17 protein-coding genes are annotated in these 24,110 nt (G+C 48.4%); 16 read left to right on the top strand and 1 reads right to left on the bottom strand.

The window, feature by feature from the left end; all coding sequences use genetic code 11:
- Positions 1-12: 12 nt before the first annotated feature.
- The 10 genes from ABWH99_RS23325 to ABWH99_RS23280 all read left to right on the top strand — a co-directional run bounded on the left by ABWH99_RS23325 (position 13) and on the right by ABWH99_RS23280 (position 13,200).
- The gene (locus ABWH99_RS23325; protein WP_375584174.1) at positions 13-684 is read left to right on the top strand and encodes an SCO family protein; all 672 of its coding nucleotides are present in this window, start codon (positions 13-15) and stop codon (positions 682-684) included.
- Complete coding sequence (locus ABWH99_RS23320; protein ID WP_375584173.1) at positions 674-1,225, top strand: DUF420 domain-containing protein; 552 nt, start codon at positions 674-676, stop codon at positions 1,223-1,225. The genes ABWH99_RS23325 and ABWH99_RS23320 overlap by 11 nt, the downstream gene beginning before the upstream one ends.
- Before the next feature lie 55 nt (positions 1,226-1,280).
- On the top strand, positions 1,281-1,541 hold the full coding sequence (locus ABWH99_RS23315; RefSeq protein ID WP_375584172.1) for a hypothetical protein: 261 nt from the start codon (positions 1,281-1,283) through the stop codon (positions 1,539-1,541).
- 110 nt (positions 1,542-1,651) lie between these two features.
- On the top strand, positions 1,652-5,362 hold the full coding sequence (locus ABWH99_RS23310; protein WP_375584171.1) for a PAS domain-containing sensor histidine kinase: 3,711 nt from the start codon (positions 1,652-1,654) through the stop codon (positions 5,360-5,362).
- Between the two features lie 164 nt (positions 5,363-5,526).
- Positions 5,527-8,895, top strand: a complete 3,369-nt coding sequence (locus ABWH99_RS23305; RefSeq protein WP_375584170.1) for a hypothetical protein — start codon at positions 5,527-5,529, stop codon at positions 8,893-8,895.
- A 76-nt stretch (positions 8,896-8,971) separates the two neighbouring features.
- Complete coding sequence (locus tag ABWH99_RS23300) at positions 8,972-9,676, top strand: SDR family oxidoreductase (RefSeq protein ID WP_375584169.1); 705 nt, start codon at positions 8,972-8,974, stop codon at positions 9,674-9,676.
- Positions 9,677-9,678: 2 nt separating this feature from the next.
- Positions 9,679-11,673 carry a (E)-4-hydroxy-3-methylbut-2-enyl-diphosphate synthase gene (gene ispG, locus ABWH99_RS23295; protein ID WP_375584168.1) on the top strand — a complete coding sequence of 665 codons (1,995 nt, stop codon included), beginning with the start codon at positions 9,679-9,681 and terminating at the stop codon, positions 11,671-11,673.
- Between the two features lie 20 nt (positions 11,674-11,693).
- Entirely contained in the window at positions 11,694-11,882 is a 189-nt protein-coding gene (locus ABWH99_RS23290; RefSeq protein ID WP_092172224.1) for a DUF6728 family protein, read from the top strand.
- A 2-nt stretch (positions 11,883-11,884) separates the two neighbouring features.
- Positions 11,885-12,232, top strand: coding sequence for an MmcQ/YjbR family DNA-binding protein (locus ABWH99_RS23285; RefSeq protein WP_375584167.1), 348 nt, complete (start codon positions 11,885-11,887; stop codon positions 12,230-12,232).
- A complete protein-coding gene (locus tag ABWH99_RS23280; RefSeq protein ID WP_375584166.1) occupies positions 12,232-13,200 on the top strand; it encodes an ABC transporter ATP-binding protein in 969 nt (322 codons plus the stop codon). The genes ABWH99_RS23285 and ABWH99_RS23280 overlap by 1 nt, the downstream gene beginning before the upstream one ends.
- A 7-nt stretch (positions 13,201-13,207) precedes the next feature.
- Here the strand turns inward: ABWH99_RS23280 and ABWH99_RS23275 are convergent, their stop codons facing one another.
- A complete protein-coding gene (locus ABWH99_RS23275; protein ID WP_375584165.1) occupies positions 13,208-13,705 on the bottom strand; it encodes a peptidylprolyl isomerase in 498 nt (165 codons plus the stop codon).
- A 156-nt stretch (positions 13,706-13,861) separates the two neighbouring features.
- Here ABWH99_RS23275 and rhaM point away from each other — a divergent pair, with 156 nt between their 5' ends.
- From rhaM to ABWH99_RS23245, 6 genes are all read left to right on the top strand, one after another.
- A complete protein-coding gene (gene rhaM / locus ABWH99_RS23270) occupies positions 13,862-14,176 on the top strand; it encodes an L-rhamnose mutarotase (protein ID WP_375584164.1) in 315 nt (104 codons plus the stop codon).
- A 15-nt stretch (positions 14,177-14,191) separates the two neighbouring features.
- Complete coding sequence (locus ABWH99_RS23265) at positions 14,192-17,002, top strand: glycosyl hydrolase (protein WP_375584163.1); 2,811 nt, start codon at positions 14,192-14,194, stop codon at positions 17,000-17,002.
- Between the two features lie 140 nt (positions 17,003-17,142).
- The gene (locus ABWH99_RS23260) at positions 17,143-18,192 is read left to right on the top strand and encodes a GntR family transcriptional regulator (RefSeq protein ID WP_375584162.1); all 1,050 of its coding nucleotides are present in this window, start codon (positions 17,143-17,145) and stop codon (positions 18,190-18,192) included.
- 156 nt (positions 18,193-18,348) lie between these two features.
- Positions 18,349-19,737: a purine-cytosine permease family protein gene (locus ABWH99_RS23255; RefSeq protein ID WP_375584161.1), complete on the top strand. Its 1,389-nt coding sequence runs from the start codon at positions 18,349-18,351 to the stop codon at positions 19,735-19,737.
- Positions 19,734-19,925 carry a hypothetical protein gene (locus ABWH99_RS23250; RefSeq protein WP_375584160.1) on the top strand — a complete coding sequence of 64 codons (192 nt, stop codon included), beginning with the start codon at positions 19,734-19,736 and terminating at the stop codon, positions 19,923-19,925. The genes ABWH99_RS23255 and ABWH99_RS23250 overlap by 4 nt, the downstream gene beginning before the upstream one ends.
- A 152-nt stretch (positions 19,926-20,077) precedes the next feature.
- Positions 20,078-24,019, top strand: a complete 3,942-nt coding sequence (locus ABWH99_RS23245) for a hypothetical protein (RefSeq protein WP_375584159.1) — start codon at positions 20,078-20,080, stop codon at positions 24,017-24,019.
- The last annotated feature ends 91 nt before the right edge of the window (positions 24,020-24,110 follow it).

Raw genomic sequence — 24,110 nt, 5'->3', positions numbered from 1 at the left:
TTATGAAACTATATGAAAATGTTACGCTTTCTTCAGGTTTTGGTGCTGATCTGTGTGTTGATGATCCCTGTGCTTATAATTCTTTTTTTCAGGGGATTTACTTCCAATGAATATACCATACCTATCTTGTACGAGCAAGGTGTAGAAGACCCGTACCAGCAATGCGATTACGGGGGAAGTACCGAGCAGCACTATATCCCGGATTTTTTGTTGGTGGATCAATATAACCGGGAAATAGGACGGGAGGAAATGAAGGGAAAAGTTACCATCGTTGATTTTTTCTTTACAAGTTGCCCCAGTATCTGTCCTGTAATGTCTTCGGAGATGGAGCGGGTGCAAGACGCCTTTCGAGGCGAAAAGCAGGTGCAGTTGTTTTCCGTGAGCATTGACCCTACCTACGACACGCCCCAAATCCTCGCTGAGTATGCGGAAAGGCACCGTGCGGAAAAGGACAAATGGTTTTTCCTTACCGGGGACAAAGACCGTATTTACGAGTTGGCCAGGTGCGGTTTTGTACTTCCCACCATCGATGGAGCGTCGGTACCGGAGGATTTTATCCATAGCGATAAATTTGTTTTGGTAGACGAGCTGGGCAGAATTAGGGGGTATTACAGCGGTACGGAAAGAGAAAGTGTGGATCAATTGATACTTGAAACCAAAATCTTGTTATACAATGGAGAATAAAATTGAAATAGAGCGCAATGAAAAATCCATGCTGGGCTGGATTACCCTGATCTCCGTGCTGGTACCGCTCGTGGTGGCTGTGCTGCTTTTTATGCCTTCCAAGATGGATACGGGTCTGGCCTGGGTCTACTTTTTACCACATTTGAATGCCGTGATAAATTCCGCAGCTACCGTGGCATTGGTGCTTGGCGTAGTGTTTATCAAGCAAGGCAGGATTGCCTGGCACAAGGCCTCCATGACAACGGCTTTTGTGCTGGGAGCACTGTTTTTGGTTAGTTATGTGCTCTACCATGCGTCAGCGGAGAGTACATCGTTTGGCGGAGAGGGTTGGATCCGAGGCCTGTATTATTTTCTCCTGATCACGCATATCATTTTGGCAGCGGTGGCGCTTTTTCCAATCCTGTGGGCCTATTATTACGGATATACCGGGCAATATACCCGACACCGGAAGGTGGTGAAATATGCGTTTCCGATTTGGCTGTACGTAACGGTGACCGGGGTCATCGTTTACTGGATGATTAGCCCCTATTACCTGCATTGAGGTGTTTGATGTAGAGGCGAGAACTTTGTTAGGCTAGATACTGTTTGTTACATAGATGAAAAATTCTGTAAAATACCTGATAGCAGGGCTGGTACTTGTGGTGCTAAGTTTCCAGCAACTTGCAGCGCAGTGTGCCATGTGCCGTGCGACCATCGAAAATAACGTAAGCAACGGCGATACCACCGTGGGCGCCGGATTAAATGTGGGGATCCTGTATCTGTTCCTGGCGCCCTACCTACTGCTGTCCATTATTGGGTATTTTTGGTATAAAAAAGCAAAGCGCAAGAAAAGCCTATCCTTTCGTTCCTACCGGTAGATTTTTAGTAGGTATCTCGCCCCGGTTTTCTTGTTCCACGTTCCATTTTTAGCAAAGTTAGAACGGATTTTGCTTGGTAGCTTCTAGCTTGATAGATTGCCCCTACGACAATGCTAAAGAAAAGAAGACTCATACTCATCGTATCCATTCTCATGCTAGGGATGGTGTTATCGGTAAACTTTTTTATTGGAAACGACCGTGGGCAAGCAGTAGAAGCATATCTCAGCCATCTGGAGCATAAAATGGCCGAAGTGGATGCGGATTTCGACGAGGATTTTATTGAAATCCTGATGATCAACCGCCCCGATCAGACGCCTTCGTTTCGCTCCCTGAATATTGCCAGCCGACACCCTTTCTATCTTTTTTCCAGCGAAGGAGCATTGCAGTATTGGTCGGATGTGGAGATGGTGCCAGGTCTCGAAAGTCTTTCCCTATCCAGGAGGTACCAATTATTGGAAAACGATCGAGGGGTTTATTTCACAAAACTGAGAAGGTTGGACCGGAACGATTCTGAGTTTTGGTTGCTTCAGGTCTATCCGCTTGTGAGCAAGATAGGTATAGAAAACGACTACCTCATCAACGGGTTTAACGAAGATGTTTTTGGAAACGACCGATTTGTCTTATCCAATGCACCCAAAGAAGGTTTCGAGGATGTCAGCTTGGGGACGGAATACCTTTTTTCCGTTTTTTACCGGGTAGGATATGCTCCGGTGGGGCAATCCTTTAACCATACCTTGCTGGTTTTCTTCTTTTCGCTACTCGGACTGGTCCTGATCTTAGGGGGGGATTTTGTACATACCCTTTGGAACAGAGGGAGACGATTCCAGGCGACCGTGTATACATTTTTGATAGTTTCTTGTATCCGGTTATTGATGCTTTTGTTTGGTTTTCCCAATGATTTTTTTCAGGTTGGGATCTTCGACCCGAGCCTTTATGCCTCCTCCCAGATCAATCCCAGCCTGGGCGATTTGTTGCTTAACGTTTTGTGTTACCTGGTGGTGTCGAGCATGGTCATTGCGATTTTTGGAAGCAAGCGACTGCTGATTCGCTTTATTCAATTTAGAAAAAGCTACGGATACGGAATCCAATTGGCCGCTGCTTTTCTGCTGTCGACGGTTTTGATGTTTTTGTTTTACTTTCTTTACCTAAACATTGTCGAAAATGCGCAATGGAACCTGAACATTGCCTCGATTCCAACCTTCGATTACCTGAAAGCAATCAGTCTGCTGGTTGTGTTTTTGGGTGGGGCAGCCTATTTGTTGTTTTCGATTATTGGCTTGAACATGGTGCTTTACAAGCGAACGGATCAGGTTGTTTACCCGCTTAAAGTACTGTTGTTGATCTCACTACCCCTGGTCCTACTACTGTTTTTTGTCGACTTTGTATGGATGCTGGTGTTTTTGTCACACCTGGTATTGCTGGTCGGGATTGTCACTTTTAAATTATATAACAAGCTATTTAAACTGGAATTCAATACCTTTTTGACTTTCTTTTTTGCCTGCCTGGTAGGCGCGGTTATCACTGGCGCAGCTTCTTATCAACACAATCGTAGCGAAGTAATCCGCTCCAAAGAGAAATTTGCCAATCGGATCATGCTGGATAGGGACGTAATGGGGGAGTTTTTGTTGGAGGAGATCATTGATCGCATTCAAGGAGACCTATTCATTATCAATCGATTGGCAGACCCGCTCTTGTCTAAAGAACCCATTGAAAGAAAACTACGAAAAATTTACCTTTCCGGGTATTTTGATCAGTACAGCCAGGACATTTCAATATATAACCCATCGGGCAAATTGATCCTGGGCGGTAAAGACAGGCAGAGCCTGGACGAATACAAGCGAAAGTACATGAATAGCGATTATGCCACTCAGGTGTACAACCTTTATCATGTCAAAACCACCGAAACAAATACAGGAAACAGACTGGTGGCATTCATTAAGCTCCAAAAAGAACAGAATCTCCTGGCTACCATCGTGATTGAACTGAATCAGCAGCGTCTGGAGTCTGGAAAAGCGTTTCCAAAACTTTTGGTGGACAATCAATATGCGTCAAATTACATACAGGCTGATTTTGATTTTGCGATTTTTGAGTCGGGTGATTTGGAATACAGCTCAGGCGTTTACAGTTACCGTAGCCCGGCGATACAGGAAATTCTAAGCGATCCGGTATTGATGACCACGGGCGTTATTCAGGACGGCCATCATCATCTTGGATTTCCTTTCGGCGAAAAGCTGATCGTTGTAACGTCTCCGCAATACCCGGAGAATTATGTTTTGGGGGATATCGCGTTTTTCTTTGTCAGCTACCTGGTTTTTACCTTGTTTTCCATCTTGGTCTTTTTGGCGCTGACGGGGGTGAATCGCCTGCGGTTCAATTATGCCACCAAACTGCAACTGTACCTGAATTTCGCCTTTTTCTTTCCCATGTTGATCATCAGCATCATAGCCGTGGGCTTTTTGAGCCATTCCTACATGATGGACCTGCACCGTCAGTATTTTCAAAAAGCCGATATCATTCGCGAAAATCTTAACCGCAATTTAGGGGGAAATCAATTCAGTGGGATGAATACCGATGACATCAACAACGAACTCTATGCGCTTTCCAATGCTACGGACGCGGACATCAATGTATACCTACCCGACGGACTGCTGCTGGCCACCAATCAGCCGGCGATTTTCGACAAGAAAATCCTGACAAACTACCTGCATCCCCGGGCCTATGCCTCGATCATCGAATCCCGGGAAAATCGCCTTTTGCAGCCCGAGCGGGTCGGAAACATGGAATTTAAAACGGTTTATCTCGCCTTGAAGAACGGTGAAAGCCAACAGCTACAGGCGATCATCGCTATTCCCTTTTTTGAAGCAGAGGAAGAATTGAATGCAATGATAACGGAGGTGTTCAGCAACATTCTCGTGATATTTGTGGTGATGTTCCTGATATTTTTGGTCATTTCCTATTTTGTCTCTACCCACCTGACCCATCCCTTTAAGTTGCTAACACAAAAGCTGAAAAACACCAATCTGGAGAACAACGAATACATGGTATGGCCCTCCAGGGACGAGATAGGCATGCTTGTCAACGAGTACAACAACATGTTGTTCAAACTAGAGGCCAGCAAAAAAGTACTGGCCTCCAACGAAAAGGAGTCTGCCTGGCGGGAAATGGCCAAGCAGGTGGCACACGAAATTAAGAATCCGCTTACCCCAATGAAACTGACCTTGCAGCACCTGCTGCGGCTGAAAGCAGAAAATAAGCTGGATCAGGCCGACGCGCTGGAAAGGCCCATTTTGTCCATCATTCATCAGGTGGATACGCTCAGCGACATTGCCAGCTCTTTTTCCACCTTTGCGAAAATGCCGCTCCCCAAAAATCAGGAACTTGATTTTCGTGCAGTGGTCAACGAATGCGTTTCCCTCTTTTCCAACCGGGAAGATGTAGAACTGAATTTTGAAGATGCCACAGCGGAAGGCAGTTCCGCCAGGATCATGGGTGATGAGAAGCTTTATGGGCGGGTCATCTCCAACCTCATCATTAACGGTATCCAAGCCGTTCCCGAAGGGACAAAACCACGCATTTCGATTCGGCTCAGTTGCCAAGAGGAAGGCACGATACAATTGGCGATTCGGGACAATGGCAAGGGAATCGACGAAGAGTTGAAAGCGAAAGTTTTCTTGCCTAACTTCAGTACCAAAACAGAGGGTTCTGGATTGGGCCTGGCGATTGCAAAGCGTGGTGTAGAGACAGCTGGAGGGAAAATATGGTTTCGTACCACAAAGGGTTCAGGGACTGTGTTTTACCTTGTTTTCCCGCTTATTGGATAGCTTCGTTATTTATACCGGGGAATTTCTTACTTTAGTGGCCGGTAATAGTCAGCGTTATGTGGTTGGTGAAGTATTTTTTAACCGTTTTGACAGCTTTTTCGGGCTTGGCAGCTTTGGCTCAATCCCAGCCTGCCAGCTGCCGATGGGAAAAAATACCAGATGATTTGCTGGAATTGTTGCTGGACTCCCTGAGTATCCGGCCGTCTACCCTTCAGGTTTTTGATCCCTCGGGCGAAGCCATCCCTTTTACTTACACGCTAACTACCGGTAAAATTTCCTTTCAAGAGCCGAGCGATGGCTTGCCTGACTCGGTACGCATTTGCTACGAAGCCTGGCCATTTTCGTTCCACCAGGCCTACAGAAATCGTTCCCTGGAAAGAGATTACGATTCCCTGGCTTTCTTCCGGGATAAGCCTGAGAAAAAAAAGCCCATCATGGATTTTAGGGAGGAGGTGTTTACCTCCAGCAAACTCAATCAGTCCGGCAACCTGACCCGGGGAATTTCTTTTGGAAATACTCAGAATGTCTTTGTTAATTCAGCCCTAAATCTCCAGATGGACGGAGAACTGGCGGATAATTTGCAGATTCGCGCCAGTATCACGGATCAGAACGTACCGTTTCAGCCGGAAGGAAACACCCAACAGATCCAGGATTTTGATAACGTGCTGATCACGCTTTATAACGAACAGTTCAAACTGTCCGGAGGAGATGTGGTGCTACAGCAGCGAAAATCTGAATTTTTGCGCTATTACAAAAATGTTCAGGGGCTGCAGTTTTCCAGGGAATACGCGCTCAATGAAAATTGGAACGCATCCACGCGGATAGGGGCGGCCATCGCAAAAGGAAAATTTGCATCCCAGATGTTGGAGGTCTTGGAGGGGGTCAGTGGTCCCTACCGCATTCAGGGACCGGAAGGCGAGCGCTTCGTCATCATCATGGCCAACTCCGAAAAAGTTTTTCTGGATGGCAAGCAACTCCGGCGCGGTTTTAACAATGACTATACCATTGATTACAACCAGGGAGAAATCACCTTTACTCCCGATGTGCTGATCACCCAGTATTCCCGGGTGCGGGTGGATTTCGAATATGCCGAAAGAAATTTTTCCAGATCCATTCTTACGGGCAGTCATCAGCAGGAAAATGAAAACGTCCTGATTTATCTCAATTATTATCGGGAACAGGACGACCCCAATCGCCCGCTTTTTACGGAACTGTCAGACGCAGACAAGAACCTGTTGGCCGCTGTGGGCGACGATATCGCCGCAGCTTCTTCTCCCGGAATTGATAGCATTGCTTTCGACCCAAACCGAATTTTGTACAAAAAGGTAGTGGAGGTCTCGGAAGTAGGAGAAGAGGTGGCGTATTATGCCTACAGTACCGATCCGGAGGAGGCATTTTATGCAATTAACTTTACCGAGACCGGGCCGGGAGGCGGCCACTACCGAAGGCAGCAACAACTGGCCAATGGTGTGGTGTACGTGTTTGTACCTCCGGTCAATGGCCAGCCTCAGGGCAATTATTCCATTCGCACGCCGCTGCCCGCCCCGAACAAGCGACAAATGATCACCGGAGGCACTGCGATTCGCATAGGAGCCCATGAAACGGTTTTTTCTGAACTGGCCCTTTCAAACCGGGATGAAAACCGCTTTTCCCAGCTGGACAACGAGGACAACACGGGTTTTGCGATAAAAGCGGGGATCCTTTCTGAAGGCCGGATCCTTTCTGCCCTCAATGGGTACCGATTTGATGGACAGACTACCGTGGAGTACAACTCCACCCATTTTTCTTTCATCGATCGGCTCCGGTACATTGAATTTGACCGGGACTGGGGGCTGCCCATGGGAGAAACGCTTTCGGATGCATCCGAAAAACTCTTTCAGGCAAAAGTAGCCCTGACCAAGGACCCACAAAACCAGGTAAGTTACACCCTGGATCTCAGGGAGCGTGCCGGACAACTCTCCGGAGTACAACAGAATGCCCAGGTTAACCAGCATTTCGGGAAACGCTGGCTGCTATCCAACGAGCTTTTTCATTTGCGCAGTCAGGTCCAATCGTTTCATTCGGACTGGTTGCGGTACCAGGGAGAACTAAAATACCGGTCCCGCTACCTGGTGCCGGCATACCGGTTCAGCGTGGACCGAAATAAGGTCACGAACCCGCAAAATGAACAGGTGATCCGAACCGCAATGAATTTTGAGGAACACCAGGTATCCCTGCATACCAACGATAGCCTGGCCTATCAAGCCTTTGCCAATATCAGTTTCCGGGAGGATCAGGCCGTGGCAAATGGAACCCTGGTTCCGGATACCAAGGCCTTTGTAAGTACCTATGGGCTGCGGGGAACCTTTGGTCCGCATTCAATCAAGGCCTCTTTTACGTACCGGGAGTTGCATTTTTTGCGTCAGCGCGAAATGGAGGAGACCACGGTCATGGGCAAATTGGACTACCGGAGTTCCGTTTTGGAAAACAATCTGACCAATGAGTTTACCTATGCCCTCGGCAATGGCCGGGAATTGCGTCGGGAGTTTGTCTTTCTCCCGGTCCCCACCGGTGAGGGGACGCATACCTGGCGAGACGATAATGAAGATGACGTACAACAATTAAACGAGTTTTACCTGGCCATCAATCCGGAGGAAAAAAATTACATCAAAGTATTCGTACCCACCGATGAATACGTTCAAGCTTATTCCACGCTTTTTAACTACCGCTTGCATGCAAAATTCCCTGTGGACTGGAAGGAAGGCGGGGGGCTGAAGAAATGGCTTTCCCGGTTTTCCAATCAGACCAATTGGAATGTGGAAAAAAAAATCACCTCTTCCGATTTCTTCCAACGGATCAGCCCCTTGCTGAGCAATGCCAACGATACCTCCCTGCTTTCCATCCGGCAATCCTTTCGCTCTTCGCTTTTTTTTAACCGAGCGTCTTCGGTTTATGGGCTGGATATTTCGTTTTTCAACACCCACCAAAAGCAGCTACTAACCGGCGGCTTCGAAGACTTTTCCCGGGACGATTGGCGCCTTAATGCCCGGTATTCGCTGAATTCCCGGTGGAACATGTTGTTTTACTGGAACCGGGGATGGAGAAATTCAGCCTCGGATTTTCTCGAAAATCGCGATTTCACTATCCGGGAGCATACTTTTGGACCCGAATTCACCCTGCAGCCATCTCCTACCTTACGGGCAACCCTGAAATACCGAATGACAGGAAAGCAAAATCTCGCCAATCTTGAATTTCACGAACGGGCGCAGCTCCAGGAAGCGACCTTTAGTCTGCGTATGGCCAAAGCCAGCCAAACCACGCTAAATGCACAGATAGCATATACGTATATTGATTACAACGGAAAGGTAAATAGTCCGGTGGGCTACGAAATGTTGCAAGCCCTCACACCTGGTAACAATACCTCCTGGACGGTAAATTGGCTCCAAAAAATTGGCGAAGGCCTACAACTGAACCTGATTTACGAAGGTCGGAATTCCCAAGGCCTGGATCGCTTGGTACATACGGGGCGCATGCAAGTTTCAGCATTGTTCTGATTAGGCATAGCCCGGGAAAAAATGTAACTTTGTGCCGATTATTTGGTTGTTGTACTAATAATTAAAACACAAAGGAATGGCAAAGAGCATTTTGGTTACGGGAGGTACCAAAGGAATTGGGAAAGCGATCCTTCTCCGATTTGCCCGGGAAGGGTTTGATGTGTTCAGCTGTAGCAGAAACGACAATGAATTGAAATTGCTGCAGGAGGAAATTGAGGGGCGATACCCGGAGGTCAAGGTAGGGGTCATGCAGGCCGATTTATCCCGAAAAGAGGAGGTCAAGACCTTTGCGGCCTTTGTAAAAAAAACGACCATTCCCGATGTTTTGGTCAATAATACGGGTATTTTTATTCCAGGGAGTCTACACGAGGAACCAGAGGGGAATTTCGAAAAAACGATGCACACGAATCTTTTCAGTACGTACTACCTCACTCGTGCATTTACGGATGGTTTTATCGAACGAAAAAGCGGACATATTTTTTCCATCGGGAGCATTGCAGGCCTTACCGCATACGCCAATGGGGGAAGTTATGCAGTGTCCAAATGGGCGATGCTCGGATTTACCAAATGTCTGCGTCAGGAATTAATGCCGCATGGAATACGGGTGACCTCCGTGCTGCCCGGAGCGACCTATACCGCAAGTTGGGAAGGGGTGGATTTGCCCGAGGAGCGCTTTATGAAAGCGACCGATGTGGCAGAAACCGTTTGGGCTGCCTATAACCTTTCACCCCATTCTGTTGTTGAAGAAATAGTAATCCGGCCACAATTAGGTGATATATAACTATGGAACCAAAAACCATCGAAGAAAAGATCCGCTATTGCAATAGCCTTACCGATTATTCAAGACGAAAGACCCTCCCGGTACGGGTGGGTGATTTGATCATTGGAGGCGATAATCCCATTGTCGTGCAATCAATGACCACCGTAGATACCATGGATACGCAAGGATCCATCGACCAGGCCATCCGAATGATCGAAAGTGGCTGTCAACTGGTTCGGATCACTGCGCCCAGTATCAAGGAGGCTGAAAATCTACGCGCAATCAAAGAGGGATTGCGAGCGAGGGGATACCGTACGCCCCTCGTAGCAGACATTCACTTCACACCAAATGCGGCCGAAGTCGCAGCCCAAATTGTGGAAAAGGTTCGGGTAAACCCGGGGAATTACGCTGACAAAAAGAAATTTGAAGTTCTGGAGTATACCGATGCCTCCTACCTGGCGGAGTTGGAGCGAATCCGGGAGCGATTTCTACCCTTGGTAAAAATCTGTAAAGCGAACGGTACCGCCATGCGAATCGGAACCAACCACGGATCCCTATCCGACCGCATAATGAGTCGCTATGGAGACACTCCCCTTGGGATGGTGGAGTCAGCGCTTGAATTCCTGCGTATTTGTGAAGACGAGAATTTTCACGATATCGTCATTTCCATGAAGTCTTCCAACACACAGGTGATGGTCCAGGCCTATCGGCTGCTTGTGAAAAAGCTAGACGAAGGTGGATTCAAGCCCTACCCCTTGCATTTGGGAGTCACGGAAGCAGGAGATGGAGAGGACGGACGAGTGAAGTCCGCCGTTGGCATCGGAGCCCTGCTGGAAGACGGATTGGGAGATACCGTCCGTGTGTCCCTGACTGAAGATCCTGAATTCGAGTCTCCGGTCGTTAAAACACTTATTGACCGGTACCTGGAGCGCCCGGAAAAATCAGGAATTCCAGCTATGGATGCCTACCCGCTGGACCCTTTTAGCTATACCAAAAGAAAAACCATAGAGGTGGGTAATTTTGGTGGAGGAAACGTGCCACGAGTGCTGACAGATATCTCCCGGCTGGAGCAGCTGGAGCCAAAAGAACTGAAGGGCACAGGTCACTTTTATTTGCCTGAACCGGATAAATGGAAAATGAACGACCAGGGATGCGATTATTTGTATTCAGGCCGTACCCCCGTCCCTTTTATGCTTCCCAATGGGGTGAAGGAGATTGTCGATCACGAGGTATGGATGCGGCATCCGGACAAAAAAAATACCTATCCGGCGATTTCGCTGAAGGTCCTGATTGAAAACAGGGAGCTGCATTCGGAGGTAAATTTTCTTTTTCTTGCTTGCGAAGAAGTAGCGGAAGCGGTGCCACTGCTCACCAATGCCCTTCCGGTCGTGATCGTATTGAGCACCGATAAGGTCCACCAAATGCAAGCGTTGAGGCGGGCCTTTGTAACGCTCATCCAGGCAGGCATTGATCTTCCAGCGGTGCCGAAAGTCACCTATTCGGAAAAAGATACCGATAAAACCATGCTGTTTGCCTCCACAGATGTGGGTGGTTTGTTAATCGATGGTTTGGGCGATGGTATATTGATCGGTCTGGATCGACTGAAGCTGGATCAACGGAAGGAACTGCTGGACCAGGTTAAATTGCATAATTCGGTCAGTTTTGGTGTGCTTCAGGCTGCCCGAACGCGGATGTCAAAAACCGAGTACATTTCCTGCCCTTCCTGCGGGCGCACCTTATTTGACCTACAAGAAACGACAGCCATGATCCGAAAGCGTACGGATCACCTGAAGGGGGTGAAAATTGGCATCATGGGCTGCATAGTCAACGGTCCTGGCGAAATGGCAGATGCCGATTATGGCTATGTGGGATCGGGCAAGGGTAAAATTACCTTGTACAAAGGGAAAGAGGTTGTCAAACGTTCCGTGCCCTCGGAAAGGGCCGTGGATGAATTGATAGAAATCATCCGACAGGACGGGCAATGGATAGAGCCTGAGGTCAACGAATACCATCATTAACGACGTAAATCAAGAACAGCATGTCCAATAAATTAAAGGAGTTCTTTCAGGTAGGAGAAGTTGGAAATTATTTTATTCGGGTTTTCCAAAAACCAGATCCGACCAAAAAAAGTAATTTCAACTTGCGTATGATGCACGGCATCAACAAGATTTCCATTCTTGTGTTCCTGGCCGCCCTTATCTTCTGGATCATCAAACGTATCGTTTAGCAGTGAAAATTGACCTCTTTAGGGACTACTGTTTGAATAAAAAAGGCGCGTCGGAATCCACGCCTTTTGGTGAAGATACGCTTTGTTTTCTGGTGGCCGGGAAAATTTTTGCAATCATCGATATCGAGCGCTTTGAAAGCGTAAACCTAAAATGCAATCCGGAAAGAGCGGTGCTATTGCGCGAGCAACACCCCGGCATCCAGCCTGGCTACCACATGAACAAGAAGCATTGGAACACCGTTTCTTTCGACGGGTCCATAAGCGATTCCTTGATTTTGGAATTGGTAGATCACTCCTACGACCTGGTTTGTGCCGGCCTACCAAAAAAGGTAAAAGAGCAGTTACGTTGATGGGATTTTTGAGTATCAGGGGATTGGAGAAAGTGTACCCGGGGGATATGGTTGCCCTGAACGGTCTATCTCTGGAGATTCAAAAAAGCGAGCGATGGGCGGTCATCGGCTCCAGTGGAAGCGGCAAAAGTACCTTGCTCCGACTCATCGCTGGACTGGAAACTCAGGACGCGGGAGAGGTTCTGTTAAAGGGCGAAAAAATAAAAAACGCCAGTGAAAAACTCGTGGCCGGATACGATGCGATCCAACTGGTTCGGCAAGACAATGGCCTTTACCCTCACTCTACCGTTGCCGAGAACATCCGCCGTCCGCTCTTGCAATACGACAAAGACTATGCTGCCGAGCGATTGGAAAGTCTACTTTCCCTCTTTGGGCTGGATCATAAGCGAGATGCCTATCCCCGGCAACTATCGGGAGGAGAACAACAGAAGGTAGCCATCGCCCGGGCGCTAAGTCTGGAGCCGGAAGTACTTTTGCTGGACGAACCGTTTAATTCGTTGGACAGTTTGCAGAAACGGGGTTTACTGGACGAACTTGATCTGATTTTCCGTGAATTGGAGCTCACGCTGCTCATGGTTACACACGATATTCAGGAGGCCATGTTGCTTACGGATCGCCTTTGTGTCGTCTCCCCCGGGGGCAAACTCGTCGCTCAGGGAAAGATCCCGGAAATTCATCAACATACGCAGTCCGCCTACGTTGCGGGCTTCTTTGGGCCATTGAATGCGGTACCCGGTAGGGAAGGGTACTACCTCCGGCCTATGGACATCAAGGTACAGGAGGAAGCCGGCAAGGTTACCGGGAAAGTGCTGATCAACCGGTATTTTCCGGAGCACGATCTGCTCACCGTTGCGGTGGCGAAAACAGCCCAGCCCTGGCAGGTAGTGAGCCCACGGCGGGGACTTTCCCGGGGCGAAACCATTCAGTTGACCTGGGAAGATGCTTGCATGCTGCATTTGCCCCAGTAAGATACACTCAGGGCATGAACCCCTCTTCTTTTTCCTTATCCGTAGCTTCCCTGACCTCGAATACCTCACCATCAAAGTGAAGGTTCATTCCTGTGAGGGGGTGGTTAAAGTCCAATAACAACTCCTCCCCGAGATCCTTTACTATTTTTGCCTGCATGGGATACCCTTCTTCGTCTACCAGTGGAAGAAAATTGCCTTCCTGCAGCATTTCTTCCTGAAATCCCCTTTCCTGATTGAATTGCGCTTTGGGTACGGACACGACGAGTTCGTCATCGGCTTCTCCGTATGCTTCGGCTACTTCCAAAACAAATTGAAAGCGATCGCCTTTGGTTTTTTCCCTGAGTTTTTTCTCAAAAGCCTCCGGCAGGCCGCTGTTACCGTAAAGGAAGTAAAAGGGATCTGACTCGTCACGTACTTCTACACTAAAGGGCAGATCCTCAGAAGCTTCGTTTGTGACTTTTAGTTCGTAGGTAAGGCCTACGACCATGTTTTCGTTGATTTTCATAGGTTTTGTTTATGCGGGCAAAGGTAGGGCATAACCATTGAAATTAAAATCTCCTCCCAGGCTCAACCGGAAGGCACAGGTAAGTTTTTCCAAAAGTTTTCCTTATTTTCACACGTAACTCTGGCATTAGGCCAGGAAACCGAATGAAATTAGCACATGAAACAGGTTGCGTTCACGATGAAGCTTCTGCCCGGAAACGAAGCAGAATACGAAAAAAGGCACCGGGAGATCTGGCCGGAATTGGCAGCGCTCCTTCGGGAAGCCGGGATCGCCGAGTACCACATTTTTTTGGATGAATCCAGCGGAACCCTATTTGCTTTTCAAAACCTACAGGACGATAGCACCGGAACCGACCATCTTCCGGAGACAGCTATCATGAAAAAGTGGTGGGCATACATGGCAGACCTTATGGAGACCCATGCGGATCACTCTCCAAAAGTGGTGCCGCTTCGCAACGTTTTTTCCCTATAATACGAAAGACTGCCTATGAACAATCGATACCTTCCGTATTCATCCATACTACTTCTCTTCATTTTCCTCCTGGGCCCGGTTGCTTGCAAGCAGGAGGGATCCACCCTGCAAACGAAGGTAAGGGCCGGGGAGTGGCCCGAAGAGACCCGAACGTCCAAACCCTGGACGCGCTGGTGGTGGATGGGGAGTGCCGTGGACAAGCAAAACCTGAGTCGATTGCTGAAAGCCTATGAGGAGGCAGGGCTCGGTGGGCTGGAGATAGCGCCCATTTACGGTGCGAAAGGCTTTGAGGACCGGTTTTTATCCTATCTTTCTCCGGAATGGCTGGAGATGTTGCGGTATACGGTGGCAACGGCCGACAGTCTGGATTTGGGCATTGACCTGACACAAGGCACCGGCTGGCCTTTTGGTGGCCCCATGGTGGGTCCGGAAATGGCCGCCCAGCGGATGGTAATGCAAGTCCACAGCTATTCCGAAGGCATGGGCTTGGATCGTCCGATTGTGTTGGAAGATACCCGTGCGGCACGCTTTGCCTACGAGCTGCACACCGTAATGGCCTACCAAAACAACCAATCCCCCATAAATCTGACCGATCAAATCGACGACTCCGGGCAACTTTCCTGGGATGCCCCGGGGACCTGGACAGTGATAGCGGTATTCCAGGCGCAAACGGGGCAAATGGTGAAACGCGCGGCGCCGGGTGGGCAGGGCTTTACCCTGGACCACTATTCCCAGGAGTCCGTAGGAAACTACCTTTCCTATTTTGAATCGGCATTTGGTGAGGATTTTCCCGGCATCCGGGCATTCTACAACGATAGCTTTGAGGTGTATGGGGCGGATTTTACACGGGATTTCTTTCGGTATTTTCTGGAGAAGCGCGGGTATGACCTGAGGGATTACCTGCCCGAATTGCTGGCAGAAGAACCGGGTGAGCATAGCAAACGCATAAAATCCGATTACCGGGAGACCATCGGTGACATGCTCTTGGAAAACTTTACCGGTCAATGGACCGATTGGGCCAATCAACGGGGAAAAATAACGAAAAACCAGGCGCATGGTTCGCCGGGGAATCTACTGGATCTTTACGCTCGCGTAGACATTCCGGAAGGAGAAACCTTTGGTTCCAGTTATTTCCCTATTCCGGGTATCCGCAGGGACAGTGCGGATATCCGAAACGTGGACCCCGATCCCATCATGCTGAAGTTTGCCTCCTCGGCGGCACACCTAAAAGGAAAAAACCTAGTTTCTACCGAAACTTTTACCTGGCTGGGAGAGCATTTTAAGTCCGCTTTTTCCCAGGCAAAACCCGAATTGGAACAGGCCTTTCTGGCAGGAATCAACCACATGTTTTACCATGGAGTCACCTATTCCCCACAAGAAGTAGAATTTCCCGGATGGCTGTTTTACGCTTCGCTGAACCTGACTACCCATAACAGTCTCTGGCCGCATTTTAGGGGCTTCAATGCTTATATTCAGCGGGTACAGTCGGTATTGCAATCCGGCATACCGGATAACGACCTGCTTGTGTACTGGCCGGTGTACGACATATGGGCAGATCCGGAGGGGATATCCAAAATGCTCACCGTTCACGGTATCGATGAGTGGCTGCATCCCACGCCCTTTTACAAGGGCTCCTCCCTGTTGATGGAACAAGGATTTAGTTTGGATTTTGTTTCAGACGCCTTGATCCAGGAGTTGCAGGTTTCGGAGGGCCAGCTGTCCGCTGCGAATGGGGCCTATACGGCAAAGGTATTGGTTGTGCCGCGACTCAGTTACCTGCCGCTTGCTACCATGGAACGACTCCTTTCGCTTGCAAAGGCGGGCGCCACGGTAGTTTTTCAGGAGCAGCCGTCGGATGTGCCGGGATTTAAGAACCATGCCGAAAGAAGGGACGCGCTGGAGCGGATCTGGGACGGTCTTTCCTTCGAACCCGCTGCCTCCGCCCAGGTCGCGGCTGTGGGAGAAGGTCAGGTCATTCTTTCCGGAGACTTGCTTCAGGGCATGAAAATCGCGGGGTTAGCGCGTGAAACCCTGGTGGATCAGGGGCTTCGGTTTATCCGAAGAAATGTGGCCGGTGAGCGGTATTATTACCTGGTCAATCACACAGCAGAAACCATCGCTACCCCTATTCCCCTCAACCAGGAAGGGGAGGCAGCCGTATTGATGGCGCCCGAGCAGGGCATGGTGGGATTGGCGGAAAGTACGAGAGAAGGAGGAAAATTGGCCGTTAGGGTTCACATGGAGCCAGGCGAATCGCTGATTGTTCACGTGCTGCGGAACAAGGGTTCCGGCATTCCAGCCTGGCATTACCGCGTTTCCGACCCCGAAATAAGAACCTTGCAAGGGCCCTGGAGACTTACCTTCCAGCAAGGAGGTCCGAGCCTTCCCCAGGCCAGGGAATTGGAGAAAGCCATCCCCTGGACGGATCTGCCGGATGCATCCAGCCAGCATTTTTCCGGGCAGGCACGGTACGAAACCACGCTGGACCTCCGCCTGGAGCCGGGGGCTCGGTACGAGCTCTCTCTGGGTAAGGTATTGGAAAGTGCCCGGGTATTGGTCAACGGGCAGGAAGCGGGGATTGCGTTTGGCATCCCATTTCGGTTGGATATAGGAGACTTCTTAAAAGACGGAACGAATGAAATCACCGTGGAGGTTGCAAATTTAATGGCCAATCACATTCGTTACCTGGATAAACAAGGCGTAGCCTGGCGAAATTACCACGAAATCAATTTTGTGAACATTGATTACAGGCCCTTTGACGCCTCCTCCTGGGAGGTGATGCCTTCCGGACTAGCGGGTCCGGTTACCCTACGGATCCACCATTGATAAAATTATTTACGGATTGCTTCGCCAAATTTAATTAATTGGAACGAGTTGCATGTTTTGTGGAATATTTAACTAAATTTAAAGAGCACTTCGATGGAAAAGTGCGTTGGACAGTAGCTGCTTAAAATAACCTGAATCCCATGATTGAAGTAAAGACCCTCATCCGCCTTGATGAAAATTCGCGAATCCCCAAATACCAGCAGATTGTCAATTCAATAATTGAAGACATCGAAAGTAGTCAATTGGTGGTGGGGGATAAAATCCCTTCCATCAATGAAATCAGCGAAGAACATTACCTCTCCCGGGATACCGTGGAAAAGGCGTACAATCAGCTTAAAGAAAAAAAGATTATCCTCTCGGTTAAAGGAAAGGGGTATTACGTAGCTAAAAATATTTCCACGTCAAAGGTGCGTGTGCTGTTTTTACTGAATAAACTCAGCAATTACAAGCTAAAGACCTACAATTCCTTTGTCGACGGCATGGGGGCCGATGCCCAGATCGATCTGACGATCTACCATTGCGATCCCAAACTACTGATCAATATCCTCAATGAAAATATGGGGGCATACGATTATTACGTACTCATGCCTCATTTCAAGGACGATCAACACAGCCACTACAATCTCGATCAGGAGGTGATGACCTGCCTGAAAAAATTTCCCTCAGATAAGTTGTTGATCATGGATAATCAGGTGCCTCAATTGGGTGAGCAGGTAGCCGCTATTTATCAGGATTTTAAGAACGACATATACAACGCGTTGTGTGAAGGCATCTTTCAGTTGCAGCATTACGAAAAGCTCATGCTCGTCTATCCGCACGACACGGTGTATCCCTATCCAAGAGAGATTCTCAAGGGTTTTAAGAAATTCTGTCAGGATTTTGATTTTGATTTTGAAATTCTGGAAACAGTATACCCCGAAATGGAATTACGCGCCAAAGATGCCTACATTGTTATCGAGGAAAACGACCTGGTGAATCTGGTGAAGCAGGTTCGGGAACAAAGTTATGAACTCGGCAAGGAGATCGGAATCATTTCTTACAACGATACTCCTCTAAAAGAACTTTTGGGCATTACGGTGATATCTACGGATTTTAAGCTCATGGGGGAAACTGCCGCCTACATGATACGAAAAAACAAAAAAGAATCTGTCAAAAACGTCTTCAAATTTATCAATCGTGGCTCGGTATAAGACGGGCTCGGTTTTTTGGGTCGGGTCAGTCCCCTCCCTTAGGCCTGCCTGCTAACAGCGTAGGGAATCAGCGTTTTTTAATAGGTTATATCTATCAACGTCTAATCACCATTGCAGGGAGTAGGTTGCTCCCAACTGCCTGAGGAATCGATCACTATGGAAAGAAATAAAAGTCTGGTAGCCCGCTTAAACTCAGTAAATGAATACGAGCAGCAGGCGATTCCTGCAAATAAATTGAAGGGCTGGAAGAGTTTTTTGGGAACCTACGCTGGCGAACACACGGCAGGGACCGAGTTTGTGATTGGCCCCTTGTTCGTTGCCCACGGAGCAAGCGCCATCGACCTGGTCACTGGCCTGATTTTTGGAAACATCCTGGCAGTACTTAGTTGGGCCTTTTTGACGGCAAAAATAGCAGTAAAGACCCGCGTCACCTTGTATTATTTATTGGAACAGATCGCCGGGAAACGATTTACCCTCATTTATAACCTGATAAATGCCGGACTTTTCTGTTTTTTGGCCGGGTCCATGATTGCTGTGGCGGCGACCGCGGTGGGCATTCCCTTTGATATGGCCATGCCACAACTCACGGACATTTACCCTAACAACCTGGGCTGGGTGCTTACCGTGTTTACGGTTGGCACGATTACCACCATCATCGCCATGTTTGGTTTCGAGCAGGTATCCAAATTTGCCATGGTTGCTGCCCCCTGGATGATCATGGTATTTATCGCTGCTGCGTTGGCCGTTTTGCCACGTTTGGGAGTGACAGACCTGGGTTCGTTTTGGTCGGTGGCGGAAAGTACCATTTGGACCGGCGTACCGCTGGAAGGACAGAGTAAGTTTGGCTTCTGGCATATCTTGTTTTTTGCCTGGTTTTGTAACATGGCCATGCATATAGGGATGGCGGATCTTTCGTTATTGCGTTATGCAAAAAAATGGCAGTACGGGTTTTCGTCGGCCACGGGGGTATTTCTGGGCCATTTTATTGCCTGGATAGCTTCTGGCATTTTGTATTCACTGTTTTTGATTGAATCGGAAGGAAGCCTCACCTTTGCCCCGGGTCCAATCGCTTACAGTGCCGTAGGAGTAGCAGGGGCCATTTGCGTGGTGGTAGCTGGCTGGACCACGGCCAACCCCACGCTGTACCGGGCAGGTCTTGCCATCCAATCCATTAATCCGCAATGGAAAACATGGAAGGTGACCTTGTTTGTGGGCTTGTTTACCACGATCGCCGCCTGTTTTCCAGCCCTGGTAATGATGCTGCTGGAATTCGTCGCCCTGTACGGGCTGATCCTGATGCCGATAGGAGCCGTCATTTTTATTGATGTGTACCTGTTGGAAAGAATGGGTCTCAAATCAAACTACGCTGCGGTAAGTGGAAGTAGCCTCAATGGCTCCGTGGCCGTTACCTGGTTAGTTACCCTTGCATTTTGCTTGCTTCTAAATCTGGTAGTGGGAATAGAAATCTTCTTCCTCGGATTGCCGGGTTGGTTTGTAGCCGTATTGGTGTATGTATTGGCCAGTAAAATCAATCAAAGAAAATGAAAAAGCTCCTCTTAAAAATCCTTTCGTTCGTTGGTCTGGCATTGACCATTGTTCCGGCTATCCTGGTTTTTTCAGGCGATATGGAATCCGATACCTGCAAACAGTTGATGTTTCTGGGAACCGTCGTTTGGTTTCTAACGGCTCCTTTCTGGATGAACGAAGGGAAGTCGGCTCCCGAAGATGCATAAGGGTTTGGCATGTAAATCCGGATTCTCAAAATTTTTAATGGTCCTGAATACCGATTTGTTTCTTTTGTTTGGATAGATTCCATTTGTAAAATTTTTATTGTAAGTCCTTTTCATTAAATTGGTCCTCCACCGAGAAAAAGGGTCTCCTAACCATGAAATTCAAGGACTTACGCATTTGGATGTTGATTTTTGGTGGCATGCTGCTACTTGGCGCCTACCTTTACCAGCATTCCAAAACCAATCAAAAACAGCTGGAAACCCAGGGAATCAAGGCCGTGCATTTGGCCAGGCAGAATTTTGTGGAGGCTTTTTACAATTACCACGTACAGTTAGAGGGCTATTTCAAACGAAACTTCTACAACTGGGCAGGGGGCGAGGCAGAAGGTGCCGCCTCCCGCATGGTGCAGTTGATCGATCGTAACCCTAAATTCGGAATCAAGGAAATCAAATCCCTTGAAATGGACCCTTCGCATGACCGTTCGGTACTGCATCACGAGGGAATTTCCCTGACAAAGAAGGACTCCGTGTTTCTGATTGGTGTTAAGGGTTTTCGCTTTTACCTCGACGAACGAACCAGGCAGGGAGCCCTTCCCGAATTGGACGATAGCCTTCTGGTCCGAAGCCTTCGGGAAAATTTGGGTGTTCGACTCAGGCAGGAATCAGCGGGTGCAAGGGCATTCGAAGTAGACCACGTGCTGCCGGTGCATGCACTCATGGAGAATAACCTGCAAAGTCTGTTTTTTGACCGGATGTTTGTATTGGATAGTGCCGGAACGGCTATTTACCCACGAGATGTCGCGGGATTGGCAGTCATCCCGCTGGATTCCCTCGGTGGCCGTCGGTCAGCGGGCGAGGAAAAGCTCAGCATACAACTCTCAGGCAGCGAATACCAGGGATTTCTGTCGCCGGCGATCATTGGAAATAAAGTCTTTTACCTGCTTGGCATCAAAGAGAAAGCCCAATTCGACCGGGTTGCACTTCGGATTGATTTTAAACTTCTGAGTACCTTTCTGACCTTATTGCTTCTTGTTTTCGTTTCCATTCCCATCATTAGTGTTTTCAACCTTGGAGATGGGGATGTGTTGACAAAAAAGCGGGTGATGGGATTGGGACTTTCCTTGATTCTGGTGATGCTCATCCTTGGATTTTTCTCCTTTTCCCTCGTGCAAAACTACCGGAGTAGCTCGCCAGCGAACACCTACGTTCGGGATTTAAAGCATGCCTTTTCTGATGAAATCAACGGTTTGATTGTAAATTTGGACCGCTTTAGCAAAGAACTCCGGACGCATAGCGACGATAACCGTTGGGCAGATTCCCTGAACCCGGACAAAAATGTCAACGAATTTCTGGAGTTTAACGGGTCGGGACACATCCTGAACATGCTGATACCCGATGCGCTAGACGGAACGATTGAGTTTGGCGATTTTCCATTTATCTCCATTGCGAACAGGGATTACGTACGTGAGCGCCCCCGTGAGCCGGGTAAACATTTTATTAGTGCCCATTTCTCCAAATCGACGGGTAATCTGGAGGGAGTGATCAGTAAAAGTCAGGGTGAACACGGGTATGCGCTAACCTTTCGTTTGGATTCACTGGCACCCAAAATCAGCAGGAATCAGCGCTTTTTTGTTTTCAAGCCGGATGGAAAAGTACTGTTGAAAAGTGAGAAGGTCAACATTCCCATCAACTACCTGCAAGAGGGGATTGGAAAGGAAAAATGGGATGAGATAAAAACACTCATTGTGAATAATCACCACGCTGGCGAAGAGCAGGTGTGGAAAACGCCCATCTATGTGAACGGCTACGAGTACGAGGCATTGCTAAGCCGGATCCCTTCCGGCCAATTTGTCTCAGAAAACTGGCTATTGTACCTGGAGAATAAAAACCTGCAGCATGCCCTTCATTCTTTGTCCTCCCTGGAAGCCTTTACTGTTTTTATTCCCTACGTATTGGTGTTGGCGATGTTGGCATTGCTCGTTCTGCTTACAAGTAAATCAAGTATTTACCTCGCCTATACTCCCTTTTCCTTCGAGTGGTACAGTCCTTCTCCTACCAAACGGAGCAAGTTTCTCTGGCTGAACGGAATATTATTTTTGGATCTCCTGCTCTTCGTTGCAGTGTACTTGTTTCTGCCATTGAGTATTTTTAAAATTTTCCTCTGGTCCGCTCTTTTTGCCATTCAATCCGGTACCTGTAATTTTCTATTGCTTTCCAGCTCGTCAAAAGACCGTCACTTGACAAATACCACCGCCTTTTCCATTGTTTCGGTGGGTTTATGGCTCCTGGTCTCCATCCTATTGCTCCAATTGTCCTGGGTGCAATCGGCCTATGCACCCTTGCTGCTCACCTCGTTTTTTTTGGTAGTACTGGGCCTTCTGCAATTCGCATGCCTTCGGCTGGCCCGGGTACGGGACCTTCCTTCGCTTGCGCCGGGAAGTTGGAAGGGACCTGTCAGGCTTCAGCGGATTCACCAGCGCATGAGTGATTTTTGGAATCGGCTTACCGGGGTCCATGTCGATAAGCGGGTATATGCACTGAATTTTCTCCTGTGGCTACTGATTATTGGGTTTTTGCCAGGTTATTTTATCCACCGACAGATTTTTAACCAGGAACGATTCATCTGGAACGTCGTGGAACAGGAAGAACCCTACCTGCGCGGCCAGCCATTGGAATCCAACGAGGCCTATCTGGAGTTGATCAAAATACACGAAGAATTCAGACGAACCAACTTTGGTAGGTTTTCAAACCACGAAGACGAACTGATTCGCAATTTTGTTGCCCCTCCGCAAGACGTAATGGTGCAGGCCTTCAATATGCCGCCCAACTTTAGCTTAAAGGAATTCTTTTCAGAGCAGAGTTTTTGGGAAATAGTGAAGGGGAATGTGCCGGTATTGCTTGCTCTGGCTGTGGTATTGATCTGGTTGTTTCAGATGATTATGCGTCTTGGAAATAAAATTTACCTCATCGATTACCATTTTACCCACGGCATGGTGCTACTACCGCAACGGTCCCGCAAACAGCAGCGAAGCTTTCTTATTGGCGTGGATGCCGCGCAGAACAGAAACTGGATAGCCAGACAATTTGACCTTTCTGCGCACCAGATGTTGCGGGTAGACGCCCTTTCGGCCTTGGTAGACATGCCCGAGCCGGACCCTACTCACGAGGCGATTGTGTTTGAAAACATACACTGTCTGGACGGCGCAGACCGCTTACTTGAGAGCATGCAGGCGTTCCTGATGGCGTACGGGGATAAAAAGCAATTTCTTTTCGTCACCTCTGGTAAGCCATTGCAAGAGATCGTACAGCCCAATACCTCCCAGTCGAAGCGCCTGCTTATCACGGAGATTTTCTCAGAGTTTCTCTTCCAGTACGTGCCTTTGGATTTTAAGAGTGAGTCGGTCACCCTTCCTTTTTCGGGGCAGGAATGGGAGTCCCTGGACAAAATTCAGCGGGAGGCACTGAAAATGCAGGTCGGAAGCCTGCTATTTAATGACAAACGAACACAAGAGCTGGCAGCCGAAATCGCTTGCAGTCCGCATTCGACGGTGATTGCAACGCTCATTACCGAGGAGTTGGCCAGAGATCCCCTGGATCAGCCGCTCTCTCAGGAGCGGTATGAAAAATGCATCCTGTCCATTCAGCGTTACAATAAGGCGTATTTTATGAATATCTGGGCCGAATTGAGCCTGAAAGAACGAAAGATGGTCTACAACTACGCCAGAGAAGGTTTCATTAATTTCTTTAATAAGGAAACCATGACTGCCTTGATACAAAAGGGGATTATCAAAATGAATGCGGAGCAAGATCGGCTGGTATTGTTTTCCAGCAGTTTTCGAAATTTCGTCTGTCTTTTTGTTAGCGATGCCGATGTGGAACGATTCAAGCAAGACGAGCGGAAATCGGGTAACGCCAAGATGATCCAGGCAGCGGTTTTTAGCTTTGTGTTGATTTCCATCGCTCTGATCAGCTTTTACGACCCCACCATCCTAAACGAGACTTCCGCATACATCAGCGGGGTACTGGGACTGGTAGGTACCCTGTACAGCCTGCTCGCCAAAGGATTTACCAAGGCTCCGGAAATGGACGCACCCTAGTTTTCCTTTCAATTTGGTATTGTTCTTGTTAGCATTCGATGGAAGTGTAACGAACACCGTATTGTATTTGGCGATAAATTTAACAAAAAGC

Origin of the sequence: Cyclobacterium xiamenense (assembly GCF_042140265.1) — a bacterium.
GTDB classification, from domain to species: domain Bacteria; phylum Bacteroidota; class Bacteroidia; order Cytophagales; family Cyclobacteriaceae; genus Cyclobacterium; species Cyclobacterium xiamenense_A.
The sequence above is the reverse complement of the archived record's forward strand: the minus strand, read 5'-3'. Positions and strand labels throughout refer to the sequence as shown.

Bases quoted from the DNA above. Each gene is read 5' to 3' on its own strand.
- ABWH99_RS23315 (WP_375584172.1), top strand. From the start codon at position 1,281: ATGAAAAATTCTGTAAAATACCTGATAGCAGGGCTGGTACTTGTGGTG.
- ABWH99_RS23310 (WP_375584171.1), top strand. From the start codon at position 1,652: ATGCTAAAGAAAAGAAGACTCATACTCATCGTATCCATTCTCATGCTA.
- ABWH99_RS23265 (WP_375584163.1), top strand. From the start codon at position 14,192: ATGAACAATCGATACCTTCCGTATTCATCCATACTACTTCTCTTCATT.
- ABWH99_RS23325 (WP_375584174.1), top strand. From the start codon at position 13: ATGAAAATGTTACGCTTTCTTCAGGTTTTGGTGCTGATCTGTGTGTTG.
- ABWH99_RS23320 (WP_375584173.1), top strand. From the start codon at position 674: ATGGAGAATAAAATTGAAATAGAGCGCAATGAAAAATCCATGCTGGGC.
- ABWH99_RS23255 (WP_375584161.1), top strand. From the start codon at position 18,349: ATGGAAAGAAATAAAAGTCTGGTAGCCCGCTTAAACTCAGTAAATGAA.
- ABWH99_RS23260 (WP_375584162.1), top strand. From the start codon at position 17,143: ATGATTGAAGTAAAGACCCTCATCCGCCTTGATGAAAATTCGCGAATC.
- rhaM (WP_375584164.1), top strand. From the start codon at position 13,862: ATGAAACAGGTTGCGTTCACGATGAAGCTTCTGCCCGGAAACGAAGCA.
- ABWH99_RS23290 (WP_092172224.1), top strand. From the start codon at position 11,694: ATGTCCAATAAATTAAAGGAGTTCTTTCAGGTAGGAGAAGTTGGAAAT.
- ABWH99_RS23245 (WP_375584159.1), top strand. From the start codon at position 20,078: ATGAAATTCAAGGACTTACGCATTTGGATGTTGATTTTTGGTGGCATG.
- ABWH99_RS23250 (WP_375584160.1), top strand. From the start codon at position 19,734: ATGAAAAAGCTCCTCTTAAAAATCCTTTCGTTCGTTGGTCTGGCATTG.
- ABWH99_RS23280 (WP_375584166.1), top strand. From the start codon at position 12,232: ATGGGATTTTTGAGTATCAGGGGATTGGAGAAAGTGTACCCGGGGGAT.
- ispG (WP_375584168.1), top strand. From the start codon at position 9,679: ATGGAACCAAAAACCATCGAAGAAAAGATCCGCTATTGCAATAGCCTT.
- ABWH99_RS23275 (WP_375584165.1), bottom strand. From the start codon at position 13,705: ATGAAAATCAACGAAAACATGGTCGTAGGCCTTACCTACGAACTAAAA.
- ABWH99_RS23300 (WP_375584169.1), top strand. From the start codon at position 8,972: ATGGCAAAGAGCATTTTGGTTACGGGAGGTACCAAAGGAATTGGGAAA.